A 19,976-nucleotide genomic window follows, 5' to 3' on the forward strand; every position below is an offset into this window, starting at 1 on the left:
ATCAGCTTTAACCCGTCCAAGATCTATTTTTGAGGGCGATTTATGATCGAATTCAGGGCTGGCGCTTACATCGAGTCCACTGGTATCCTAGCGATGACCGCGCTTCTTACACCATCTTGTTCTTGCAAAGTACAGGCGATATACAGGACTCCTTCCTGCTCGCAGGCGCAAGGATAAAACCAGTATCCCCCCCGGCCATCAAATTCTGTAACCGAGTCTTCGAATAACTTATAGGCTTTTGTGTATTCTACCTCTCCCGGTTCGGTGAGAGCGATACAGAGCAGATCTCGTTTAAAGTAGCCCCGATCGTTGTTGTAAATTATGTAGCGCCTGCCATCGGACAGGATACCTGCGAACATTTTGGAATTTCCAACTGGCATGGTGGTAATTCTGGCCGGGTTTGACCAGCTCTTCCCGTAATCCTCGCTCGTAAAGACAAAAGACGGTCCGCTTGTGAGATCGCCAAACTTGCCCTCGTCATTACGAACATAGGCGGTGACAGCGCTTCCCCGCACGACTAAAGTTATTTCGGGACACCTGATCTTCACGGCGTCTGGGGCGAGCGGGTCATACAAGAAAGAGCAGCGCCACGGCTTCGAAATATTCAAGCCCTGGCTGATGAGTACTGCCGGAAAAGCGGGAGTATCTCCCTTCAGCGGCATCCAGACACCGGCAATGTAATCGCCCGTGTCCATAAGAATTGGGGGAGAATTGCTAAGAAACCCCCCGGATATGACGGAGACTCTTTCCCAATCGTTAAGGGAAGACTCCGGGGCCTGGAACAGGTCAAGAGAAATCGAAAGATTCTTGCCGCCCATCTCGGTAATCAGAGAATACAGTTTGCCCTCGTGCACAAAGAAGCTCGCCGGCACAAAATGCTCCTCGGCGCTGCCGATCTCGCCCACTACGTTGAATACCTCCGACCAGTTCTCCCCCCCGTCCTCGGAATAGCGCCCCCGGATCAAGGAAGAGCCGCAGATTTCCGCGTCGGTAGAGTTATACCAGCCCAAATACAATCTGCCGTAGTGCGAGGTGATCGTGCAATCATGAAGAAAGGGCAATAGATCGAGCCGTCCATCGTGCGCGATTAGCCTTGTCATGCCGCTGGGATAAGACATTTCGGATGGTTGGGGGTAAGGGAGCCCCTCTTTCCAGACGGGTAGTTTCATGCCTTCCCCTCCTCCGGACGACTTGTCCAGAAGCCCGGATCTGGCGCATCCCCGGCGATGGCCTGCCATACGGCGTCAAATGCGCGCGCAGAGTTGCCCATCCAACCGGAACATATTTTTTTCGCAGTGTCGATATCCCTGACAATAATATTAATCTTGAGGATAATCCTTGAGCCGTCGCGAATGGAAAGGAATACGGGAACCACCCCGGTGGACGACTCGGTGTACTGGGCGATGTAGTCTTTCTCTTGCTCAAAAACACGCTTGTATTCTGCGCTTTTGGCCGCTACGTCCACATTTATCCGCGCAAGCGTCGCGTCGCCGTTCACCAAGGTCCGACCTGCGTCCGTGATTTCGTAGACGATGCCACGCAAATTTACAGTCTGGTAAACAAGTCCCTGTTCCTTGAGAGAGGTAAGCGGCAGCTTGAGATCGGTTTCCGCGACAAGGCCTGTTTCAAATAAAAAACGTGAAAGCTCTCCCACACTCAGCTGACCCATCTGCGCCAATGCGCATAGGGCATACGATTCTTGGCTCGACATGACGATCCATCCTTTCATTGTTGACAACCGTTGGGGCGCGCATATCGTTCCACCCCTATTGTTGAAATTTTAAGCAAAACGGCCTAGTTGCGATTATAGGCATATACGCCCGCTCAGTCGAGAATGAATAAATTCACTCCCATTGCAAAAATGGTCGATTGGGTAGGAAATTTTATCATCTTTATAATCTGAAAACTCCTAGTTAAAATGTAAAAATGAGATATGCCCTTTTCCGGATTAATGGGCCCTCTCCGTTACCAACAACATGGGAGGACTGTGCTGATGAAAAAGACCCTGCTGGTCATGATGACCTTTTTACCTGAATTTCGCGCTATACTGGAGGCGCTTGCACCCGAGCTTGATATCGTTTACTGCGAGAAGCAGCCTCCTACGGAAGAAGATCTCAAACGAGCCTCCTATATTTGGGGGAACCCCAGTGAAGAGCAGCTTTCCTTATGTGAGAGATTGGAATGGCTGCAGCTCCAGACAGCCGGGCATGACCGGTATGTGCTGCCGGGCGTGTTGCCAAAGGGTGCTATGCTGTGCAACTGCTCCGGCGCTTATGGACTTGCCATCTCAGAATTTCTGCTTGCCCATACGCTCGTCCTCATGCGCAAGCTTCACCTGTACCGCGATCTCCAGCATGAGCACAGTTGGAGTCATCTTGGACGCATCGGGATTGTAGCGCGCTCTTCCGTGCTGGTCGTTGGCATCGGCGATATCGGCGCCCGCTATGCTCAAAAAATGCATGCGCTGGGCGCGAGGGTTTTCGGCATTCGCCGGCAAGTTGACAAAAAACCCGATTATCTGGAAGCCTTGTATCGTATGGATCAAATTGACGACATTCTACCGCAATGCGACATTGTAGCTCTGTGTCTGCCTAACCACCCGGAAACGGAGGGCTTATTCAACCGAGAACGCATCGCGAAGATGAAGCAAGGAGCGTTCCTGCTCAATGTGGGACGGGGTTCGGCCGTCGACACCGAGGCACTCTGCGACGCGTTGGAAAGCGGCGCGCTGGCAGGCGCTGGCCTCGACGTGGTAGAGCCTGAGCCTCTTCCTGAAAACCATCGCCTATGGAATATCAAAACAGCGATGATTACTCCCCATTGCGCCGGCGGTGACCAATTCGGTGAGATCTATCCTTCCATCATCGAGGTTTGGTGTGAAAATCTGCGCCGACTGCAAGCGGACGAACCCATGCTTAACCGTGTTGACATTGAAACGGGATATCGCGTGTAACAAAATAACGAAACAGCCCCCGCCTCTAATGGCAGGGGCTGTTTTGTCGTTGCCTTTATGGTGGAATTAAGGAATCAGATCCCCTTGTAAACCTCTGCAATGCTCCACATCACGCGCGCGGTGCTGCACACCCATACTTCCTTATAGGTGCAGTTGTTTTGCATAGGCATGTATGGCTCGTCTTCATTTTCGAAAGTCTCGAAGCCGACAGGCACCGCGCCCACGGGTTGGCCTGCAAAGCCGCCGTAGAGCAGAGGGTAATCATAGCCTTCACCATACATGGTACTCATGGCGAAGGGGTTGAACCCCAAAACATATTCCAGTTGCCTGGCGGCTATGTCATAGAGCTCTCGGTCACCAAGGAACCTTGCCAATGTAAAAACGTTTTTGGCCTTGCTCAGCAAGGTCGCATGAAAACCACGGAACTGGTAGGACACCGGAAATCTGCGCAAATATGTGTTTTCGTTCAGCTTGATACCGTTTTTCACCTGCGCATTATATTCTTCGATCGTCGGACCGCCAATGTCCCTCGACCCCTCGTGCGACATCTTGGAATAATCGGTATTGCCTACTTCGTATACGCCTGACGGCAATATGCCGTAGGGCTCCATGACATGTGCGGTTTCCTTGATGTAGTCGGTGTACGCATCCACGCACTCCCTCCACAACCCCGCATCAGGATGATCTTGCGCGTCTTTCAGCAGTAGTGTGAAACCCTTCATGAAGAAATGCTCATAACTGCGGTGGTAAAAACTGATAGGCCTATTTTTATCACGATCTTCGTAGAAGTAGCCGTACAGCGGAATGGAAAAGTCCGTCCTGCGCTCCAGCTGCTGACATTGGGCAAGTTGCCGCGCACGATTCGCCGCCGCGTCAAGAAAACGTGTCTCGCCAGTCACTCGGTAGAGCATGGCAGCAGCTGAAGTGGCTACTGCGAAACGCTCGGACATCAAGCTGTTATCGTTCGAAGCTGCAATCGTATCTTCGGCAAAGAAAAAGTCTTCACAGGCGCACTTGACACACCAGTCGTAGAAATTTCTGTCCCATTTATAGAACGGCGCACCATAGGCGCAAGTATAGGCGGCGGTGTAGTTATGAATAGCGGTATTCTTTGCCTCCCCCGTCATATCGTCCTTATCGCCGCGGAAATTCTTGGTCCAGATGCCCTTAGTGAGGCTAGTATGACGGTAGCCATCGCCAAAACGGGTGCGCATTGCCCAGTTCAGTCCCCAGCGGGCTTCCTCTAGCACGCGATCGGAAAGGTCTGGCTCCGTTTCACGGGTGGCTTCGCCGAGATCGAGCATAGCGACAATTACATCTGCAGTTTTATCTATAGCCTGCGATAAATCTCCAGCATCGTGCCAGCCGCCATGTACAGGTATAGTGCGCCCGTCAGGGTGTTGGCAGAAGGTATCCAGGTGGCATTCGATGTGAAGCTCCGGCACTTCGAAGCCGCAGCGCTCGGTGAAGAAGAAGCTAAGGCTCTTCCATGCAGCGGCGAGAAATGCGTCCGGGCCGATGGGAAAAACTTTGGAAGAGAATTCACCTGCTGTAATCGTGTAAAAGCCGGGTGCTTTAAAACCGGAGAAATCCAAAATGCCAAAGCCGTTTTCACCAGTCGTTACCTTGCCGGTATACACGGTTTTACCCTTGTCATCGGTCAGTGAAAAGGTTTCAGCGTCGGAGCCCTGTACCAGCGCCTGTTTGCGTGCATCACTCAGATAGCCGCTGTGACAGTAGGCTATGGATCCTGCTGGAAGGTCCCAGCCGCGGCTCTTCTCAGGCTCTACTCTTTCAATTCGTAAATCGTCAAAATAAAGGGTCATGCTGTCCGAAGCATTCATGGGTGAGCCGGGCAGAAAAGTGACTACTGAGATACCGGTGACATTGTCGCGGTAGATATCGGGGAGCTCCCAAATAATCTGTGTCCACTCCCCAGGCTTCGAGTCAGCGTGATGTGTGCCCTCAAAACGGCCAGGCACGGGCATGATATGCTCCCCCTCATTGTGCAGTGCCACCAACACAAATTGGTTGGAAAAACCGGGAGAGTCCACATAGATCCAGAGCGAGATTCGGTTGTACTCATAGAGGTTTTCGTTCTGCAGCGGTAATAATATTCCGGGTTCATCATATCTACGGTTATTTGGACTTTTGATGGCGGTTGAAGTGGGCGTGTCCAGCCGGACGCTTCCCTTGCCCGATATGGTATGTATAAAATCCCTGTGTATGGTGCCTGGGCCCTTTTGGATCAAGGTATCAAAATTCTCGCACAGATGAAGCTCACGGGACTTCAATACGGGTTTCTTACGCCAGCGTTCATAAGCGGAGTCCGATTCGTCCACTTTCATAGACCTGCGGATATACCGACTCTCCTTGAGCTGATCGAGTAGAGTTTGATACATTTGTAAAACCACCTTCCTAATAATAATCTATTCGAAGATTAGGCTATTCCAGCCCCATATCGCGCTTCAAAAACCGAATGAGCTCCAACTCCCGGGCCTTGTTCATTTGCGCGGAAGACTCTTCATCCCACTCGTAAAAGCCAGCGCCGGTTTTAAGCCCGTACTTACTACTGTCAACTAGCTCGCGCATAGTCCCAAGCGATTGATCGGCCTTGCTCAGATCGGCGAATAGATAGTTGGAGATGGCGTCAAATACTTCAAGACCGCCCATATCGGCTGTCATGAACGGACCGGTTATGGGGAGCCGGCGCCCGAGGCTGTACGTCATGGCTGCGTCGATATCCTCCATGCTGGCGATGCCCTGCTCCAAAATATACTGCGCCTCCCGGAACAGCGCATACTGAAGCCGGTTGCCGACTGAACCGAGCGCATCCTTTTTTAAAAGAATCGGTTTTTTGTCCATAGCCCGCATCAGTTGCATCGTCCGATCCGTCGTCTTGTCGTCGGTTTTCACTCCACGTACAACCTCGACGAGCGGCAGTAAGTGTGCAGGATTCCAAAAATGGGTGACGACCATCCGCTCCGGCCGTTTCATCCGCTCGGCAATCGCTGTCGGGCTCAGCCCGGATGTATTACTCGCCAATACTACGCTTTCATTGCACAGTGCATCCAGTTCTTTGTAAAGTTGCCGCTTTAGCTCTAGCTGTTCCGGAATCGACTCGATCACGAAGCTTGCGTTCGCAACAGCGTCAGGTACCGAAAGAGTTGTTCGGATGCGCCTGCGTATCGCCGCAATGTCCTCCTTCTTGATCAGACCATTGTCGGCTATCAGCGCCAACTTGTCGCAAATTCCTTTGTCCGCGCGCGCCAGGCCGGCTTCACTTTGCCCCTGTAAAACGACCGAAAAACCGGCCCATGCCGCCGTCAGCGCGATGGAATGGCCCATCAGCCCTGCACCTAGCACGCTTAAGGTTTCTCTCAAACCGTTCCCCCTCCTTGTTACTATAGGTTCCTGTGCGACGAACAGGGCGAACGGCTGAAAGCCATGATCGTCCGCTCCCCGGTACGCATGTAATAGATTTTGTAGGAATCATGGGCAAAGGTTTACGGCTATCAACCGAACAGTTCCTTCCCTGCTGCCGCAATCGAAGTGGCCAGGATGTCTATGAGCGACTCCACCTGATCCTTCTTAATGGTCAGAGGAGGACATAGGGCTATGATGTCCGTATTATCGATCATGATCGCGCGCGTGATCAGACCTTTTTCCTTCGCCTTGTCGAATACGAGCTGTGCGGCCTTCTTAGCTGACGGAAACGCCCGTTTGTCCACCTTGTCTTCGACGAGCTCAACCGAAGCTAGGAGCCCACGGTACGTGACGTTGCCTACCATATCCGAATCCTGCTTCAATTGCTCCAATCCTGCGCCAAGAACCTGGCCCATGGCGGCAGCATTCGCAACAAGATCTTCTCGTTCTATAATCTCCAGGTTTTTAAGTGCCACTGCACAAGCGGTCGGATGTCCGCTGTAGGTATATCCATGAGGCAATACCGAAGTGGACAGCTCAGCAAGTTCCTTATGCAAGCGGTCGTTCAAAATCACGCCGCCAAGCGGAATGTACCCGCTCGTAATTCCTTTCGCAAACGTCATTAGGTCGGCAACCACACCCTCGTGTTCCATGCCGAACCATTTCCCGGTTCGTCCAAAGCCGGTAATAACTTCGTCGGCGATCATCAAAATGCCGTACTTGTCGCAAAGACGGCGGATTTCTTTCATGTAGCCGGGTGGCGGAACGATGACCCCGCCTGCTCCCTGAATCGGTTCGACAATAATCGCCGCCACTGTGTCTGGACCTTCCCGGAGGATCGCCTCTTCCATACTTTGTACCGCACAGGCGGCGCCGCCTTTGGCGCAAGATTCGCATTTGTCGCAGCGATAGCTGTATGGAGCGGCCACTTGAACGAATCCACCGGCGAGCGGTCCGCCCGTCTGGCGGAAAACTGGAATGCCGGTAGCGCTCGTCGCGCCCATCGTCACGCCATGGTAGGCGCGGTATCGGGCAATGATTTTATAGCGGTTCATCTCGCCCTTCAATTTGAAATAATGGCGAATCAATTTAAATACTGTATCGTTCGATTCCGAGCCGCCTGATGTGAAATGGCAAACGTTCAAATCAGCGGGCGCAAGTGACGCCACTTTCTCGGCCAGCATGATGGCTGGCTCATGGGAAAACCGGTTGAAGGAGTGGCTGTAGGCCAACTTACTCATTTGCTCCATAGCCGCTTGCGCCAGTTCCTGCCTTCCGTGGCCGACATTGACGTTCCAAAGGGAGGATAACCCGTCGAGATACTGTTTTCCATCGATATCGTACACATAAATGCCTTCGCCCCGCTGCATGATGACAGACGGTCCCTGTTCGTAATGATCCTTAATCGGACTGGTCGGATGCAAAATATGCTTACGATCCAGTTCCGTCAATCGTTGATTATCAGCCATCTTTTTCGCCTCGCATCAAATTTATAATAAAAAGGGATTAATTCAACCGTTGAAGCCTTTCCCGAATCGCGACCCCGACCTCTTTCGTCGATGCTGTTCCGCCGACATCCGCCGTACGAATTCCGCTCTCCATGACATCTTCGATGACCTGAAGAAGCGCGGTTCCGAGTTCCTCCTCGCCAAAATAATCGAGCATCATCTTCGCCGTCCAAATCTGGCCGACGGGATTTGCGATGCCTTTTCCGTATATATCAGGCGCGGAACCGTGTACCGGCTCGAACATGGATGGATATTTGCCGTCCAAATTGATGTTGATGGAAGGGGCGATTCCAATGCTTCCCATAATGGCTCCCCCAAGATCGGTCAAAATATCGCCGAATAAGTTGCTGGCCACCACCACATCGAACAACTGCGGACGGCTGACAAAATACGCGGCAAGCGCATCAATATGATACGAGTTGGTTTTCACTTCGGGATAGTCGGTCTGCACTTCCTTGAAAATCTGATCCCAGAACGGCATCGTATGATAAATCCCGTTCGACTTGGTCGCGCTCGTTACATGTCCTCTTCTTTTCTGCGCCAACTCGAAGGCATAGCGCATTGCAGCTTCGGACCCTTTGCGAGTAAATACAGCGTTCTGGATCGCGACTTCATCCTCGCCTTGATGAATTCTCCCGCCAATCTCGCTGTATTCTCCTTCGCTGTTCTCCCGAACGACAATCAGGTCGAAGTTTTTGGGGTTCACCAACGGCGATGCGACTCCTTTTAATTGCTTGGCCGGGCGGAGATTGATCGTCTGGCGGAAGCCTTTGCGGATTTTGAGCAGCAATCCCCAGAGCGAGATGTGATCCGGCACGAGCTGGGGATTGCCGACCGCACCGAGAAAAATGCCATTGAAGCCCGCAAGGGTGTCCAACCCGTCATCCGGCATCATTTTGCCATTCTCGCAGTAGTAATCGCAGTTCCACGGAAACTCGACAAAATCGAAACGAAGACCGCCGTGAATCTGTGCGATGCAGCGCAGCACTTCGAGCGCTTCCGGCATTACTTCCTTGCCGATGCCGTCGCCTGGTAGGACGGCGATTTCTAAAACTTTCACGTTGTTAAGCCTCCATTCCGCTCCCTATTTCCTAGGGATCCAGTTTTAAATTGGTAGATTCGATGGTGGAAGTCCGCGACACAGCACCAGGCATGTTGGCGATCGCGTAAAGTACTACGTCATGCTTGATATAAGAAGGATTGTCATGCGTCGACACATGTCGACCGTTTCAAAAATACCCCCCTGGTTTACGGCGACGATGACGGAGCCGGTTTCATCGTCTTGACCATTTCTTCCGTGATAAGTCTGGCGCTTTCGCACCGGTAATTAGTAACGCTCCGATGACCAGTTCCAACTCCTTCACGCATTCCACGATGTTCGCCGGTTTCGAGATCACCGTGTTCACAGATTTTCCGAACAGATCTCCAACGCGCGAAGCCGATCAGGTATGGAATCGATAATGGTGAAGTCTCCTCCGAGACCGAGCGCGATTTTGGCAGCATTCGTTCCAACGACTCCGCATCATGGTAAATCCCATCTCATTGACGGGCGTGCGTTATATTATGGTTAATCACGACCAACTTCATTTCTGTCAATTCCTCAACGGCATATTTGATTCCCTCGCGGCCCATGCCACTGTCCTTCACGCCGCCGTAGGGCATGTGGTCCAGCCGAAAAGAAGGCGTATCGTTGAGCATCACACCTCCGACATGCAGCGTTTTTGCCGAGCTGAAAGCATTATGCATATTCGAGGTATAAATGCCGGCTTGCAGTCCGAATCGCGAATCGTTGACGTAATTCACGGCCTCCTCAACGGATTTCACCTTATTGATTAGCACGACAGGCGCAAAAGCTTCCTGGCAGGAAACTTTCGTCTTCGAATCAACTTCGAGCAAAACCGTTGGCAGAACAATATTGCGTTCAGCGGTTCCCCCTGTGGCGATCACCGCACCGTTCTGTTTGGCTTCCTCAATCCAGCTCAACGTTCGCTCGACGTCTTTCCGGCTGATCAAGGCGGAAAGATCGGTCCTTTCGTCCAGCGGGTCTCCGATGGTCAGCTTGTGTGTCGTCTCTAAGAACTTGTTGACAAACATGTCGTAAATCGCTTCATGAACGTAAATCCGCTGTAGCGAAATGCACACCTGCCCCTGGAAACTGAACGAGCTGGTAACGCAACGGTCAATAATTTCGTCGATGTCAACGTCCCGATCGACGATCAACGCCGAATTCGAGCCGAGTTCCAAGGTCGCACGCTTTAACCCCGCTCTGCTTCGAATTTCCATTCCGACTTCCGGACTTCCCGTAAACGTCACAGCTTTGATGCGCGGGTCCGTCACGATCTTGTCGCCAACTTTCCTTCCACTCCCCGTCACAACATTTAACGCTCCGGCGGGAAGACCGGCTTCGGCAAACAATTCCGCCACGAAAAACGAACTTAGCGGGGTTTGCGAAGCGGGTTTCAACACGACCGAATTGCCGGCTGCAATCGCAGGCCCGACCTTATGGGCGACAAGATTCATCGGAAAGTTGAATGGCGTAATGGCGCCGACGGTTCCCAGCGGCTCCCTGACGGTGTAGGCTGTCCGGTTTTCCCCGCCGGGCGCGGCGTCAACCGAGATTTGCTCACCTTGAATGCGCCTTGCTTCCTCCGAGGAAAACTTATAGGTCATGATCGTACGCTGCACTTCCGCGCGGGCCATGGCAAGCGGTTTGGCGGCTTCAGCGGCGATCAGCCGGGCCGCCTCCTCGGCTCGCTCGGTCAGGAGCAAAGTAACTTTACCCAAAATTTCGGCTCTCTGATGGCTCGACATCACAGCCATGACCTTAGCGGCACGATCGGCGGCCGCGATTGCAGATTCGGTCTCCTCTATCGTAGCTTGGGGAATTTCAGCGATCGTCTCTTCTGAGTAAGGCGATTTCAGAGTCTCGTAGTATTGAGCTTCAACCCACCTGCCATCAATGAATAACTTCTTTCTTCCGCTCACTCCACATCGTCCTTTCAATTTTCACGGAAACATTACCCCCATTTTCAGGTTTATTATTCTGAAACTGGGGGTAACTGAAGACTTTTTGTTTTTCACTAATTTACCATATCAATCCAAACATCCTATTTTTTCTTCAGTGCAGTAAGCTCGTCCAGAACAGGCTGAATCAGTGGCATTTTTGATTTGACCCAAGCGTTCCAGTTAGCCTCTACATCCGGTCCCTTCAGAACAATAGAAGCTAATTCTTTATTGAGGTCCATGACTGCGCGAGTACGCGCAGGGGAACTGTAGAAGTAAACGTCCGGGTCGAGCGTTACAAAATCCGCAGGATTATTAACATCTGTGGCCTTCATTTTATTAACATACTGATTCAGGCCTTTATCGCGCCAAATTTGCGGCAATGTCGGGTTAATCAAGTTGAAATCGTCGCGCAGACGGAGCAACGGAGTCCATAAGTCAGGGATACTCTTGTACTTGTCAGAAGTCTGGGTCTCGCCGTTCAAGTTCTTAATCGTGCCGTCGGCATTCTTCTCCCAGTCAACGCCTTCAATGCCCATATTAATGAGGTTCTGTCCTTCCGGAGAAGCGGAATAGTCCAAAATGTCGAGAATGCGTTCGAACTTGGCATCCTCCAGTTTCGGGTTGAAGATCAGGCTGCCAGCGAAGTTAGGGATTTCATTGGTATGATAAACACCATTGTCATCCGTAATAATCGCAAAGTTCAACGCTTCTTCAGGATTAACACCTAAGTTCGCTTTCATAAAGCTGGCCTGACGAGTACCCACGGAGGCCAAGCCCGCGGAGGCATTCATCGCAGCAACGCCAGCAGTACTCAGTTGCGCTTCCGTTTCTCTTCCGCCTGGCAGATTGTAGAACTCAGGGTGCAGCAGCCCCTCGTCATAGGCCTGACGCCACAGCTTCAACCCTTCCAGAACTTCCGGATCGGCGAGCCCCCAATGAAACACGCCGTCAGCGTCCTGGTAGAACTGAGACTCATTCCGGTAATGGTTCGAGAAGGCGTGTACGAAGAGATGAGGAAGGTCCGAAGATGCAATCTCCATCGGAACGAGCGCCTTGCCCACTTTGCCAGGATCCTGTTCCTTGATCTTTCGCCCGATATCCATGATTTCACTAATGGTGTAAGAATCCTTTACTTCGGCACCAACGGCACGGAACCAATCCGCACGGTACCAAATACCCGAGTTGTCGATCAGCGTGTCTATTGGATAGTTGTCACCCATGATCGGCTTGAGCAGAATGTTGTCGCTGCCCACTTGCTTCGAGAGATAGTCGGCCATTCCAGTCGCATCTTGGGACGCGGCAAGGTTCGGCCATCTCTCGCGCCAACCTTTAGGCAATTCCTTCAGCAGTCCCTGTTTTACATAGGAGACATACTCGGAATGATTATAGTTCCAGCTTCCCATGTCGGCCATATCGCCGGAATTGATCCAGATGCGGAACGTTTCACTGTTGTTATTGGAGGCTACCGGCATGATCTCCCAATCGAAGTTGAACTTGTCCTTCCAGACCTTTGCGAATTCATCGTCGTTAACATCAAGGTTATTACTGCCGACGGCATACGAAATGGTCATAGGCTCGGCATACTTATTCTGTTCTTGCCCCGTGTCTGCCGACGACGGTGCGGATGTGGCCTGGGGTGTGGTCTCATTTGAAGAACATGCTGAAACTATACCGGCCAGCATGATCGTCACAAGAAGAGACATGAGTGTTCTTGTTTTTCTCATACAAATTAGCTCCCTTTTTTTATATATTATCAATCCGCGTAAAATTGTTATTTTACCGCGCCGACCATAATGCCTTTCACAAAGTATTTTTGCAGGAACGGGAAGAACAGCATAACCGGAAGCATGGTACATATGATAGCGGCTGTTTTTACTCCCATAGCGAAATTTGACGCCAGCTCGATCGTGTTCCCGCCGGTTTTCACCATATCCATTTGCGCATCGATTACAATGCTTCGCAGCACCAGCTGCAGCGGTTGAAGATCTCCTTTTTGAAGAAAAATCATAGGGTTGAACCATTCATTCCAGCGGTCCACTGTGTAGAACAAGGTTATGGTGGCAAGTACGGGCGCGGACAGCGGCAAAACAATATTGGCAAGAATCCGCCATTCCCCCGCTCCGTCTATCCTCGCTGATTCCATAAGCGAATCAGGCAGGGCTTTGAAAAAATTGTGCATGAGAATCATGTAAAAGGTACTCACTGTATTTGCCAGAACAACAGCCCATAAATTATTGGGCACCAGGTGCAGATCCTTCATTAGCATATACAATGGGATGATTCCGCCGTCAAAAATCATAGCGAGCAACACAAAGTAAAAGATGAATTTGCGCCCGGGAAAATTTTTGCGACTCATCCCATAAGCAAAACTTGTGGTAAGAAATAAACTTAGCGGCAAAGACATTACCAGGAGTTTAAATGTAGTAAAATAACCGCTCGCGATGCGCCCGTCCTCAAATATCCGTTTATACGATTCAAGCGTCGGTTCCTTGGGGAAGAGTAGCAACGGGGTTTTAATGTATTCGGTCTCTGATGTAAACGAAATTACGACAACGCTTAAAAACGGAAACAAAACTAATAATCCCCATATAATCAGAATAGCTGGAATAACATAATCGCCTATCGTCCTTCTTTTCAAGCTTTTCGTTGATTTCATATGACCCTCGCCTCCTTTCTAGCCCATTAAGCCATCTTTACCCATCAGCTTTGCGATGCGGTCAGCAGCCAATAAAAGTACCATATTAATGACGGAACGGAAAAGGCTTACCGCCGTTGAGTAAGAAAAATCCGGCGCACTTTGGAATGAGATTTTATAAATATACATATCCAAGGTTTCAGCTACGTCGCGTACCGCGTCATTGCTCAGATTGAAAATCTGATCAAAGCCTGTGGACATCAGACCGCCCATCGTGAGGATAAACATAACAATGATCGTGGGCATAATACCGGGCACAGTAATGTGGAACATTCTTTGAAACCGGTTTACCCCATCAATGGCCGCGGCCTCGTATTGCTCTGAATCAATGCCAGATATAGCCGCCAGGTAGATGATTGCTCCCCAACCTGAACTCTTCCAGATCTCAGTAATGTACAGCAAGGGGACAAAAATGGGTTCATTTCCTAAAAAATTAAAAGATTTAAGGCCAAAAGCCTTAATCATGCCGTTAACAAACCCATCGTAAGACAAAATAGTAATCAGGACGCTTGATAGTACCACCCATGATAAAAAATGCGGAAACGTGAGTATCGTTTGCAAGCTTTTTTTCAACCTTAGGAAAATCACTTCATTTAAAATAAGGGCAATCACAATTGCCATGGGGAACTGAAAGACCATTCTTCCCAAGTTGATTTCCAAGGTACGAACTACCGAATGTATAAACGCCTGATCCACAAATATATATTTGAAGTTCTCCATGCCAACCCACGGGCTGCCCCATATTCCGCCTTTCGCCGTATAGGTTTTAAAAGCTAACGTAAGTCCACCCATGGGTCCGTAAACAAAAATGATATACCAGATAAAACCCGGAGCCAATAAGGTGTAAACCATCCTGTATTTCCAAATAGATATCAAGAGGTTTCTGAATTTTTTCGTTTGCGTTCTTTCCGTAAGTGAGGTGATCAATACTCTAGACTCCTCCTATTGGTTATTTTTCCTCAAGCTCAGTAATAAACGGTATTTCACCACCTAAACAATCCAAAGCCATCTGCGCCGCGCTGTCCGCTCCGTCAACTTTTGGACGTACCAGGCTGGAATTAGGGTATTCCTGCAAGAAGAGCCGCCTGTACTCATCCGCAAAGATCGCTGAGTCATGAAATACGCTACCCCACATTCCACACACAAAAGCGGATCCTTTTTCAAATCCCAGCTTCTGAACCACTTCCCATGAAAGATTGACGAGTTCCCTAGCACCTTTGTGCAAAATATCAACGGCAGCCTCATCGCCATCGATTGCCGCGCTATATACCAGAGAGGCCATTTCCGGCTTAATCAGATTGCGTCGGAGGCTGTTTGCACACTTAATCAGTTTGTTAGAGTCAAAGCCGTGGAAGTGTTCGATCATATTCATAACCAATTTTGTAGTGGGAACACTTTCATCTATCCACCTTGACATATGCTTAAGGGCCATAACAGCGAGCCACTGCGCAGAGCCTTCATTGCCCATGATGGTGAGGGGATACCCTCCTGAGCGCGTTATTTTTCCCGTTTCATTCCGACCGACTACAATAGAACCCGCGCTTGAAATTGCCACGATGCCGACGCCTCCCGTTGCCCCGTATAGCGCTACTTTTCCGTCATTCATACAGAAGATGGGACAAGGAAAACCCAGTGCCGCGTAAAAACTCTCTACGACTAATAGGTCTCCGGACGAATCAATGCCCACCGAGCCGACGACAACGCATTTGCAATCTTCTATTTTAGCGTCGAAATCATTTAATAGTGCTTTGGTCACTTCGGATACTAAGCGTTCAGCCTTCTTTTCTCCTACAATTTTGCGGTTGATTGCTCGTCTCGACTTTTCGGCCAGTGTCCTCCCTTCCAAATCCATAGCTTTAATTACATACTTTGTCATTCCATCGTCTACGCCGAGTACATATTTCATACAGTCCCATCACTTCCCCGAATCCGACGTCTTAGTATTCATATCAGAAGTTATTGAACGTATGGCAGGGTGGCGGACTATCCCCAGTTCCTGGGTTAGTAGCGACGATATAAGCTGTCCAAAGTAAATATCCACGAATGGAGACATGAATTTACTGTCTCCCGCGTTCAATCGAAGTATATTATCACCCTGCATAGAACCGGTTCGATCAATAATGTAGCTGTTTTTGCTGGCCTTGCGAGTGATGTCTGCCATTTTTTGCATCCGGATGCTGTCTTTGTCACCAGAATTAAAGAGGAATAAGGCGGTTTCCTCATTGATACAAATAGGCGGGCCATGCAAAAACTCCTCAAACTCATATCCGGCGCTGGGTAAGCAAAGGGTTTCCAACACTTTTAGCGCGTCTTCCTCACCCACGGCCGCCGCAGGTCCCTTACCCACAAACAGGAAATGACGAGCTGTTTTCAGATCGTCCAAATGAGCACGGTAAAACTCCTCGCACACCTTCAGGTTTTGCTCGCCATATCCTATTGTTTTTTTCAGCAGTCCAATTTCTTCGCCATACCCCGCCTCACTTAAATTCCCACATAGCAGCGCAGCTTCGAGCGTGGCAAGGTATAAGCAAAGCACCGTTCCCGTAACACCTCTAGTTTTGGGACCCACAGTTTCGTCGCCCACCGAGATATCTACAGAAATATCCGCCATACGCGCAACGGGATTGTCCACGCCAGCTGTAAACGATACCGTCGGGACTCCGTCTCGTAGTTGTTCCAGTAAAGCCACGGTGTTAGACGACTTGCCGCCCTGAGAGATTGCCAGAACAAGCGGGCGCGCACCTCGGATGATTGGCTGATTGCTCGGAGGCGCGCAGGTTATTTCCACCCCCAGGATCGTTTCCATATATTCTCTTGCCGCTTTGCAAGCATTCAAGCTGGAACCGCTTCCAAAAAGATAAATTCGATCCGGTTTCTGTTCGTTATAAAAACGAGCAAAACCCCCGACTATATCCTTTCTTTTAGAAAGCAGTTCCTCCATACATGAAGGCTGGCTGCGATAATATCTGTACATCTCCTGCAACATATCATGATACTGCCGCATTGCCTGTTCCATAAGAATCGTCCTTTCGATTGGTTGATTTAATGGTTTCATATTATTTTCAACCGATTTTATTGTAAAGGATGAAAAAACTTGCAATCAGACCTTTATCTATCAGAACTTTTAAGTTTTTCGCTGGCTTAAATTTTAATAAATTGATGATTGATGAATATGTTTTTTGTGGCATTAAGGCAAACTTAACACATTAAAATAAAATAATTTGTACCATTTTACATTTGTCAAGTATGAACTTTTATAATCACTTGTATCATTGAATAAGACTAGACTTATTGAATCGATATTAAATAGAATAGAATCAATTTCATAATGATCTTTATTGAAGATCGACTTTAGCTAGCTTCAAACAATGACGAAAGTTGCTAAGTAAGGGGCAAACAGCAAAATCTTTGGATGATGTGTAGTTGGACATTTCGTGCTTTGGATCGAGGTTATCGTAGCGAAAGCTAGGATCTTCCTTGCAGACAGACAGGTTGGGTTTTTGTTTTTCAGTCGGGCTTACCACACAAACTTTTTTTGAAAGCACTTCCAAAATTAGTGTTTCTCCCTTTCATCTCGACGTAACCAAACACTTTCAAAATTTAGGGGATACACCTCTTTTTCGTGTCTAAAAAAACTCAAGCTACTCAAGGTATTTATTTGTGAAATTAATTCACAGAATATATTTTGGAGCATTCGTCCGGAAGGTGATGTTATGAAGACGATTGTTAACCCTATAAAAGTTCTAATTGTTGATGGCTCGGAACAAACACGGAATAAGCTAACGCGCATTATGGCTAACAATCCGGCTATTGTTTTGGTTGGTTCCGTTGGTAGCGGGTATGAGGCGGTAGCTTTCGCCGCCAATAACGCTCCTGACGTAGCAGTAATGGATATTGAAATAGAGTCTAGACTCGCGGGGCTTTACGCAATGCGCGAGATAATCAAACTGCGGCCAAATACCAAAGTTATCATCTATACTGTCCAGAATACCGACTATTTCATCTCCAATGCATTTCTATTCGGGGCGTCCGACTACCTCATAAAAGGCGTCTCTGAATCCGACTTACTCGACACCATAATACGTGCTGCGCAAAACCGCTCTTACATACACCCAGAAGCCGCGGAGTATTTGAGGAAGGAATATATCCAATTGAAAAACGTCCAAGAGAACCTTGCATATACTGTTCAGGTAATTCTGAAACTCACCCCCTCAGAAATGGAAATACTACACTTGTTGCGATCCGGCATGAAGTATGAGGAAATAGCTGAAGTCCGTTTTACTGAGATGACGACTTTGAAGACCCATATTTCAAATCTTCTAAGGAAATTTGACAAAAAGAGTGTTGTAATGCTGCTGGAAACCATTGAGAATACAGGGTTCTTTTCTCTATTAGAAAATGCGAAATAGAAACGATGAAGAATATGGCAAACTGCCATAAACTTCTTATTACCCAGTTGATTCGCTCCTATACAATAGACCCGACAAATACAAGATAGCCGGTCGGAAGCATATTACCCACTGGATTGGAAAGTATAAATAGTTATTTGCAGCCTCAAAGCATATAACGGAAGATTGAGGCATATGACCAAGGATAACTGTTGACGTTCTGGCTGGGGTAAACCTAAACCAAGCCATATCCGATCTTTCATTTATATACCCTCTTTACTGTTTTCTGTTCCAAAATCACCAAAAAGCATGCTTTAATAAGAGAGACATTTATTAAAGCAAAGAAATACCTTTATGAAGAAAGAAGTATCTAACAAAAAAACCTTCTCCTCTCCGGAAGAGATTGAAGGTTTTACGCAGCTTCAATTTTTCTTATTAAACTAACGCTCCTCGTTAGTTTAATAAGCTAATGCTCAATTGTTAGGAACGCCTGAGTCCTCATTGTTACTTAGGTAGATCTCCGTATGCTCACTATAGGCCATGTGCCAAAAATCCATCTCTAGTAAGCTTACCTTTTCAAAAATGGCGGCCAGCTCTACTTTTTCATGTGCATTAGACAGAAGAAGAACAAAGGACACATGAGAATCACTGTAGAGCAATACCAGACGATCCATGAACAGATCGAAAAAAGTTGAAGGAATACGAATTTACCCATGAAGAATGGAAGGCTGAGGTGAAGGATCACTTCGAGAAGCGACCGAAGAGCAATAATGGGAATATCATTGCTTCTGCATGCTGCACTAAGGCGGTTTGATGTGGGATAATGCTACTGTACTGAGAGGAGGGATTATCCATGGAACTGAGATTGACTGTTGAACGGCTACAGGAATTGAATCATGACCAAATGGATCGTGTACAGAAATGGTGGGACAAGAACCATGAAGGTGAGCCTTTTCTAACAACGACTGACATGATCGACTTGTTAGGATCAATGGGAGTTGGAGTGTCTATCTTCGTTCCGAAAGGAGAGCGATCATCTGACGGAAAGGTAGTAGTCCCCGATGATGAGGAGGAGTTGTTCTTGGGGATGTGGGGATGTCTAAAGGAATCGCTATGATATTGTTTTGAAGTCACTCATTCGAGTGGCTTTTTATTTTGGGGAAAGGGTAGTTGTTATGAATTCAATGAAATTTGAACCCGGCGGAATTGGTTCGAGTTCACAGTCCAGTCTTCTCCGTGATGGTGCACCGGAAAAGATCATAAGGAGAGTGTACACATTAATTTAAGATCCTGATGCAAAGAAGGCGATTGAATACAGATATATTCGGCGTTACTCACATAAAGAGACACTTTTGTTTTTCAGGCATGGATCATCAGACAGCATCAGGAGGAAGATCCTTGAGGGAACCGAAAGCATAGCAATACGTTGAAATTTATGGGTTTTTTTGAACAGAATAATGCGGAATTTTTAGCAGTAGGCAAAAATGAGTAATTTTCATTGCTTCTTAGTCCAATTCATTTCTCGCTACTTGAATATACTGAATTATCTTCTTCGAAGGGAGGATGTTTCATGAAACATCGTCGTCATAAGAAGCCTATAGTTATCGTCCTCAAACCTGGGCAAAAGGTATTGGTTAAGTGTGAAAAACGCAGAAGACATCGTTGCTTCTAACAACACTCTTTCCGGTGATTCTTATTTTTAGATAAGGTTCACCACCACTTTACCAAGGGCTACAAACTATTTTTCCAATAATAGTTTGTGGCCCTTTTACTGAAACCTCGTGATTAATCTGAACAAAAATACATAATCGAAAATATAACTTCCATGACCTTCTATTATATGTGGGAAATAAAAAACGAGAGCAGCGACTATGTACTGTACTAAAACCCAACCTAAGAAACTGTAATATTTTACCGCTAGAGGCTCCTTTCGCAGAAATGTAAACTTATATATGTTAGTTATTACATACATAAAAGGAGAATTCATCATCTACAGGAAA

Annotated in this window: 15 protein-coding genes and 1 pseudogene; 3 read left to right on the top strand and 13 right to left on the bottom strand. The window is 48.3% G+C overall.

Annotation, left to right across the window (positions count from 1 at the left end; translation table 11 throughout):
• Positions 1 to 65 precede the first annotated feature (65 nt).
• Entirely contained in the window at positions 66 to 1,169 is a 1,104-nt protein-coding gene (locus FHS19_RS18700; protein WP_183583363.1) for a sialidase family protein, read from the bottom strand.
• Positions 1,166 to 1,711: a DUF4364 family protein gene (locus FHS19_RS18705; RefSeq protein WP_183583364.1), complete on the bottom strand. Its 546-nt coding sequence runs from the start codon at positions 1,709 to 1,711 to the stop codon at positions 1,166 to 1,168. Before FHS19_RS18705 ends, FHS19_RS18700 begins: the two co-directional genes overlap by 4 nt.
• 282 nt (positions 1,712 to 1,993) lie before the next feature.
• Here FHS19_RS18705 and FHS19_RS18710 point away from each other — a divergent pair, with 282 nt between their 5' ends.
• Entirely contained in the window at positions 1,994 to 2,953 is a 960-nt protein-coding gene (locus tag FHS19_RS18710) for a D-2-hydroxyacid dehydrogenase (RefSeq protein WP_183583365.1), read from the top strand.
• Between the two features lie 74 nt (positions 2,954 to 3,027).
• On the opposite strand, the gene FHS19_RS18715 is transcribed toward FHS19_RS18710, so the two are convergent.
• From FHS19_RS18715 to FHS19_RS18765, 11 genes and pseudogenes are all read right to left on the bottom strand, one after another.
• On the bottom strand, positions 3,028 to 5,355 hold the full coding sequence (locus FHS19_RS18715; RefSeq protein WP_183583366.1) for a glycoside hydrolase family 9 protein: 2,328 nt from the start codon (positions 5,353 to 5,355) through the stop codon (positions 3,028 to 3,030).
• Between the two features lie 43 nt (positions 5,356 to 5,398).
• Positions 5,399 to 6,337: a 3-hydroxyacyl-CoA dehydrogenase family protein gene (locus FHS19_RS18720; protein ID WP_246426688.1), complete on the bottom strand. Its 939-nt coding sequence runs from the start codon at positions 6,335 to 6,337 to the stop codon at positions 5,399 to 5,401.
• A gap of 131 nt (positions 6,338 to 6,468) precedes the next feature.
• Positions 6,469 to 7,848: an aminotransferase family protein gene (locus FHS19_RS18725; RefSeq protein WP_183583367.1), complete on the bottom strand. Its 1,380-nt coding sequence runs from the start codon at positions 7,846 to 7,848 to the stop codon at positions 6,469 to 6,471.
• 37 nt (positions 7,849 to 7,885) lie between these two features.
• A complete protein-coding gene (locus FHS19_RS18730) occupies positions 7,886 to 8,947 on the bottom strand; it encodes a tartrate dehydrogenase (RefSeq protein ID WP_183583368.1) in 1,062 nt (353 codons plus the stop codon).
• 31 nt (positions 8,948 to 8,978) lie between these two features.
• A pseudogene (locus FHS19_RS18735) lies at positions 8,979 to 9,394 on the bottom strand (alanine dehydrogenase); the annotation flags it as partial.
• Between the two features lie 32 nt (positions 9,395 to 9,426).
• Positions 9,427 to 10,872 carry an aldehyde dehydrogenase family protein gene (locus tag FHS19_RS18740; protein WP_183583369.1) on the bottom strand — a complete coding sequence of 482 codons (1,446 nt, stop codon included), beginning with the start codon at positions 10,870 to 10,872 and terminating at the stop codon, positions 9,427 to 9,429.
• A gap of 122 nt (positions 10,873 to 10,994) precedes the next feature.
• Positions 10,995 to 12,617 carry a type 2 periplasmic-binding domain-containing protein gene (locus tag FHS19_RS18745; RefSeq protein ID WP_183583370.1) on the bottom strand — a complete coding sequence of 541 codons (1,623 nt, stop codon included), beginning with the start codon at positions 12,615 to 12,617 and terminating at the stop codon, positions 10,995 to 10,997.
• Positions 12,618 to 12,664: 47 nt separating this feature from the next.
• Complete coding sequence (locus FHS19_RS18750) at positions 12,665 to 13,549, bottom strand: carbohydrate ABC transporter permease (RefSeq protein ID WP_183583371.1); 885 nt, start codon at positions 13,547 to 13,549, stop codon at positions 12,665 to 12,667.
• 18 nt (positions 13,550 to 13,567) lie between these two features.
• Positions 13,568 to 14,515, bottom strand: a complete 948-nt coding sequence (locus FHS19_RS18755) for an ABC transporter permease (RefSeq protein WP_312887264.1) — start codon at positions 14,513 to 14,515, stop codon at positions 13,568 to 13,570.
• A gap of 22 nt (positions 14,516 to 14,537) precedes the next feature.
• On the bottom strand, positions 14,538 to 15,494 hold the full coding sequence (locus tag FHS19_RS18760) for a BadF/BadG/BcrA/BcrD ATPase family protein (protein WP_183583372.1): 957 nt from the start codon (positions 15,492 to 15,494) through the stop codon (positions 14,538 to 14,540).
• Between the two features lie 9 nt (positions 15,495 to 15,503).
• Positions 15,504 to 16,604: an SIS domain-containing protein gene (locus tag FHS19_RS18765; RefSeq protein WP_183583373.1), complete on the bottom strand. Its 1,101-nt coding sequence runs from the start codon at positions 16,602 to 16,604 to the stop codon at positions 15,504 to 15,506.
• A gap of 697 nt (positions 16,605 to 17,301) precedes the next feature.
• On the opposite strand from FHS19_RS18765, the gene FHS19_RS18770 reads away from it, so the two are divergent.
• Entirely contained in the window at positions 17,302 to 17,997 is a 696-nt protein-coding gene (locus FHS19_RS18770) for a helix-turn-helix transcriptional regulator (protein WP_183583374.1), read from the top strand.
• A gap of 832 nt (positions 17,998 to 18,829) precedes the next feature.
• Positions 18,830 to 19,093: a hypothetical protein gene (locus FHS19_RS18775; protein ID WP_183583375.1), complete on the top strand. Its 264-nt coding sequence runs from the start codon at positions 18,830 to 18,832 to the stop codon at positions 19,091 to 19,093.
• Positions 19,094 to 19,976 lie beyond the last annotated feature (883 nt).

This window comes from Paenibacillus rhizosphaerae (assembly GCF_014192015.1).
GTDB classification, from domain to species: Bacteria; Bacillota; Bacilli; order Paenibacillales; family Paenibacillaceae; genus Paenibacillus_AQ; species Paenibacillus_AQ rhizosphaerae.

Excerpts from the sequence above, each read along its gene's own strand:
- FHS19_RS18750 (WP_183583371.1), bottom strand. The coding sequence starts at position 13,549 with ATGAAATCAACGAAAAGCTTGAAAAGAAGGACGATAGGCGATTATGTT.
- FHS19_RS18715 (WP_183583366.1), bottom strand. The coding sequence starts at position 5,355 with ATGTATCAAACTCTACTCGATCAGCTCAAGGAGAGTCGGTATATCCGC.
- FHS19_RS18765 (WP_183583373.1), bottom strand. The coding sequence starts at position 16,604 with ATGGAACAGGCAATGCGGCAGTATCATGATATGTTGCAGGAGATGTAC.
- FHS19_RS18775 (WP_183583375.1), top strand. The coding sequence starts at position 18,830 with ATGGAACTGAGATTGACTGTTGAACGGCTACAGGAATTGAATCATGAC.
- FHS19_RS18745 (WP_183583370.1), bottom strand. The coding sequence starts at position 12,617 with ATGAGAAAAACAAGAACACTCATGTCTCTTCTTGTGACGATCATGCTG.
- FHS19_RS18710 (WP_183583365.1), top strand. The coding sequence starts at position 1,994 with ATGAAAAAGACCCTGCTGGTCATGATGACCTTTTTACCTGAATTTCGC.
- FHS19_RS18760 (WP_183583372.1), bottom strand. The coding sequence starts at position 15,494 with ATGAAATATGTACTCGGCGTAGACGATGGAATGACAAAGTATGTAATT.
- FHS19_RS18700 (WP_183583363.1), bottom strand. The coding sequence starts at position 1,169 with ATGAAACTACCCGTCTGGAAAGAGGGGCTCCCTTACCCCCAACCATCC.
- FHS19_RS18705 (WP_183583364.1), bottom strand. The coding sequence starts at position 1,711 with ATGTCGAGCCAAGAATCGTATGCCCTATGCGCATTGGCGCAGATGGGT.
- FHS19_RS18770 (WP_183583374.1), top strand. The coding sequence starts at position 17,302 with ATGAAGACGATTGTTAACCCTATAAAAGTTCTAATTGTTGATGGCTCG.
- FHS19_RS18725 (WP_183583367.1), bottom strand. The coding sequence starts at position 7,848 with ATGGCTGATAATCAACGATTGACGGAACTGGATCGTAAGCATATTTTG.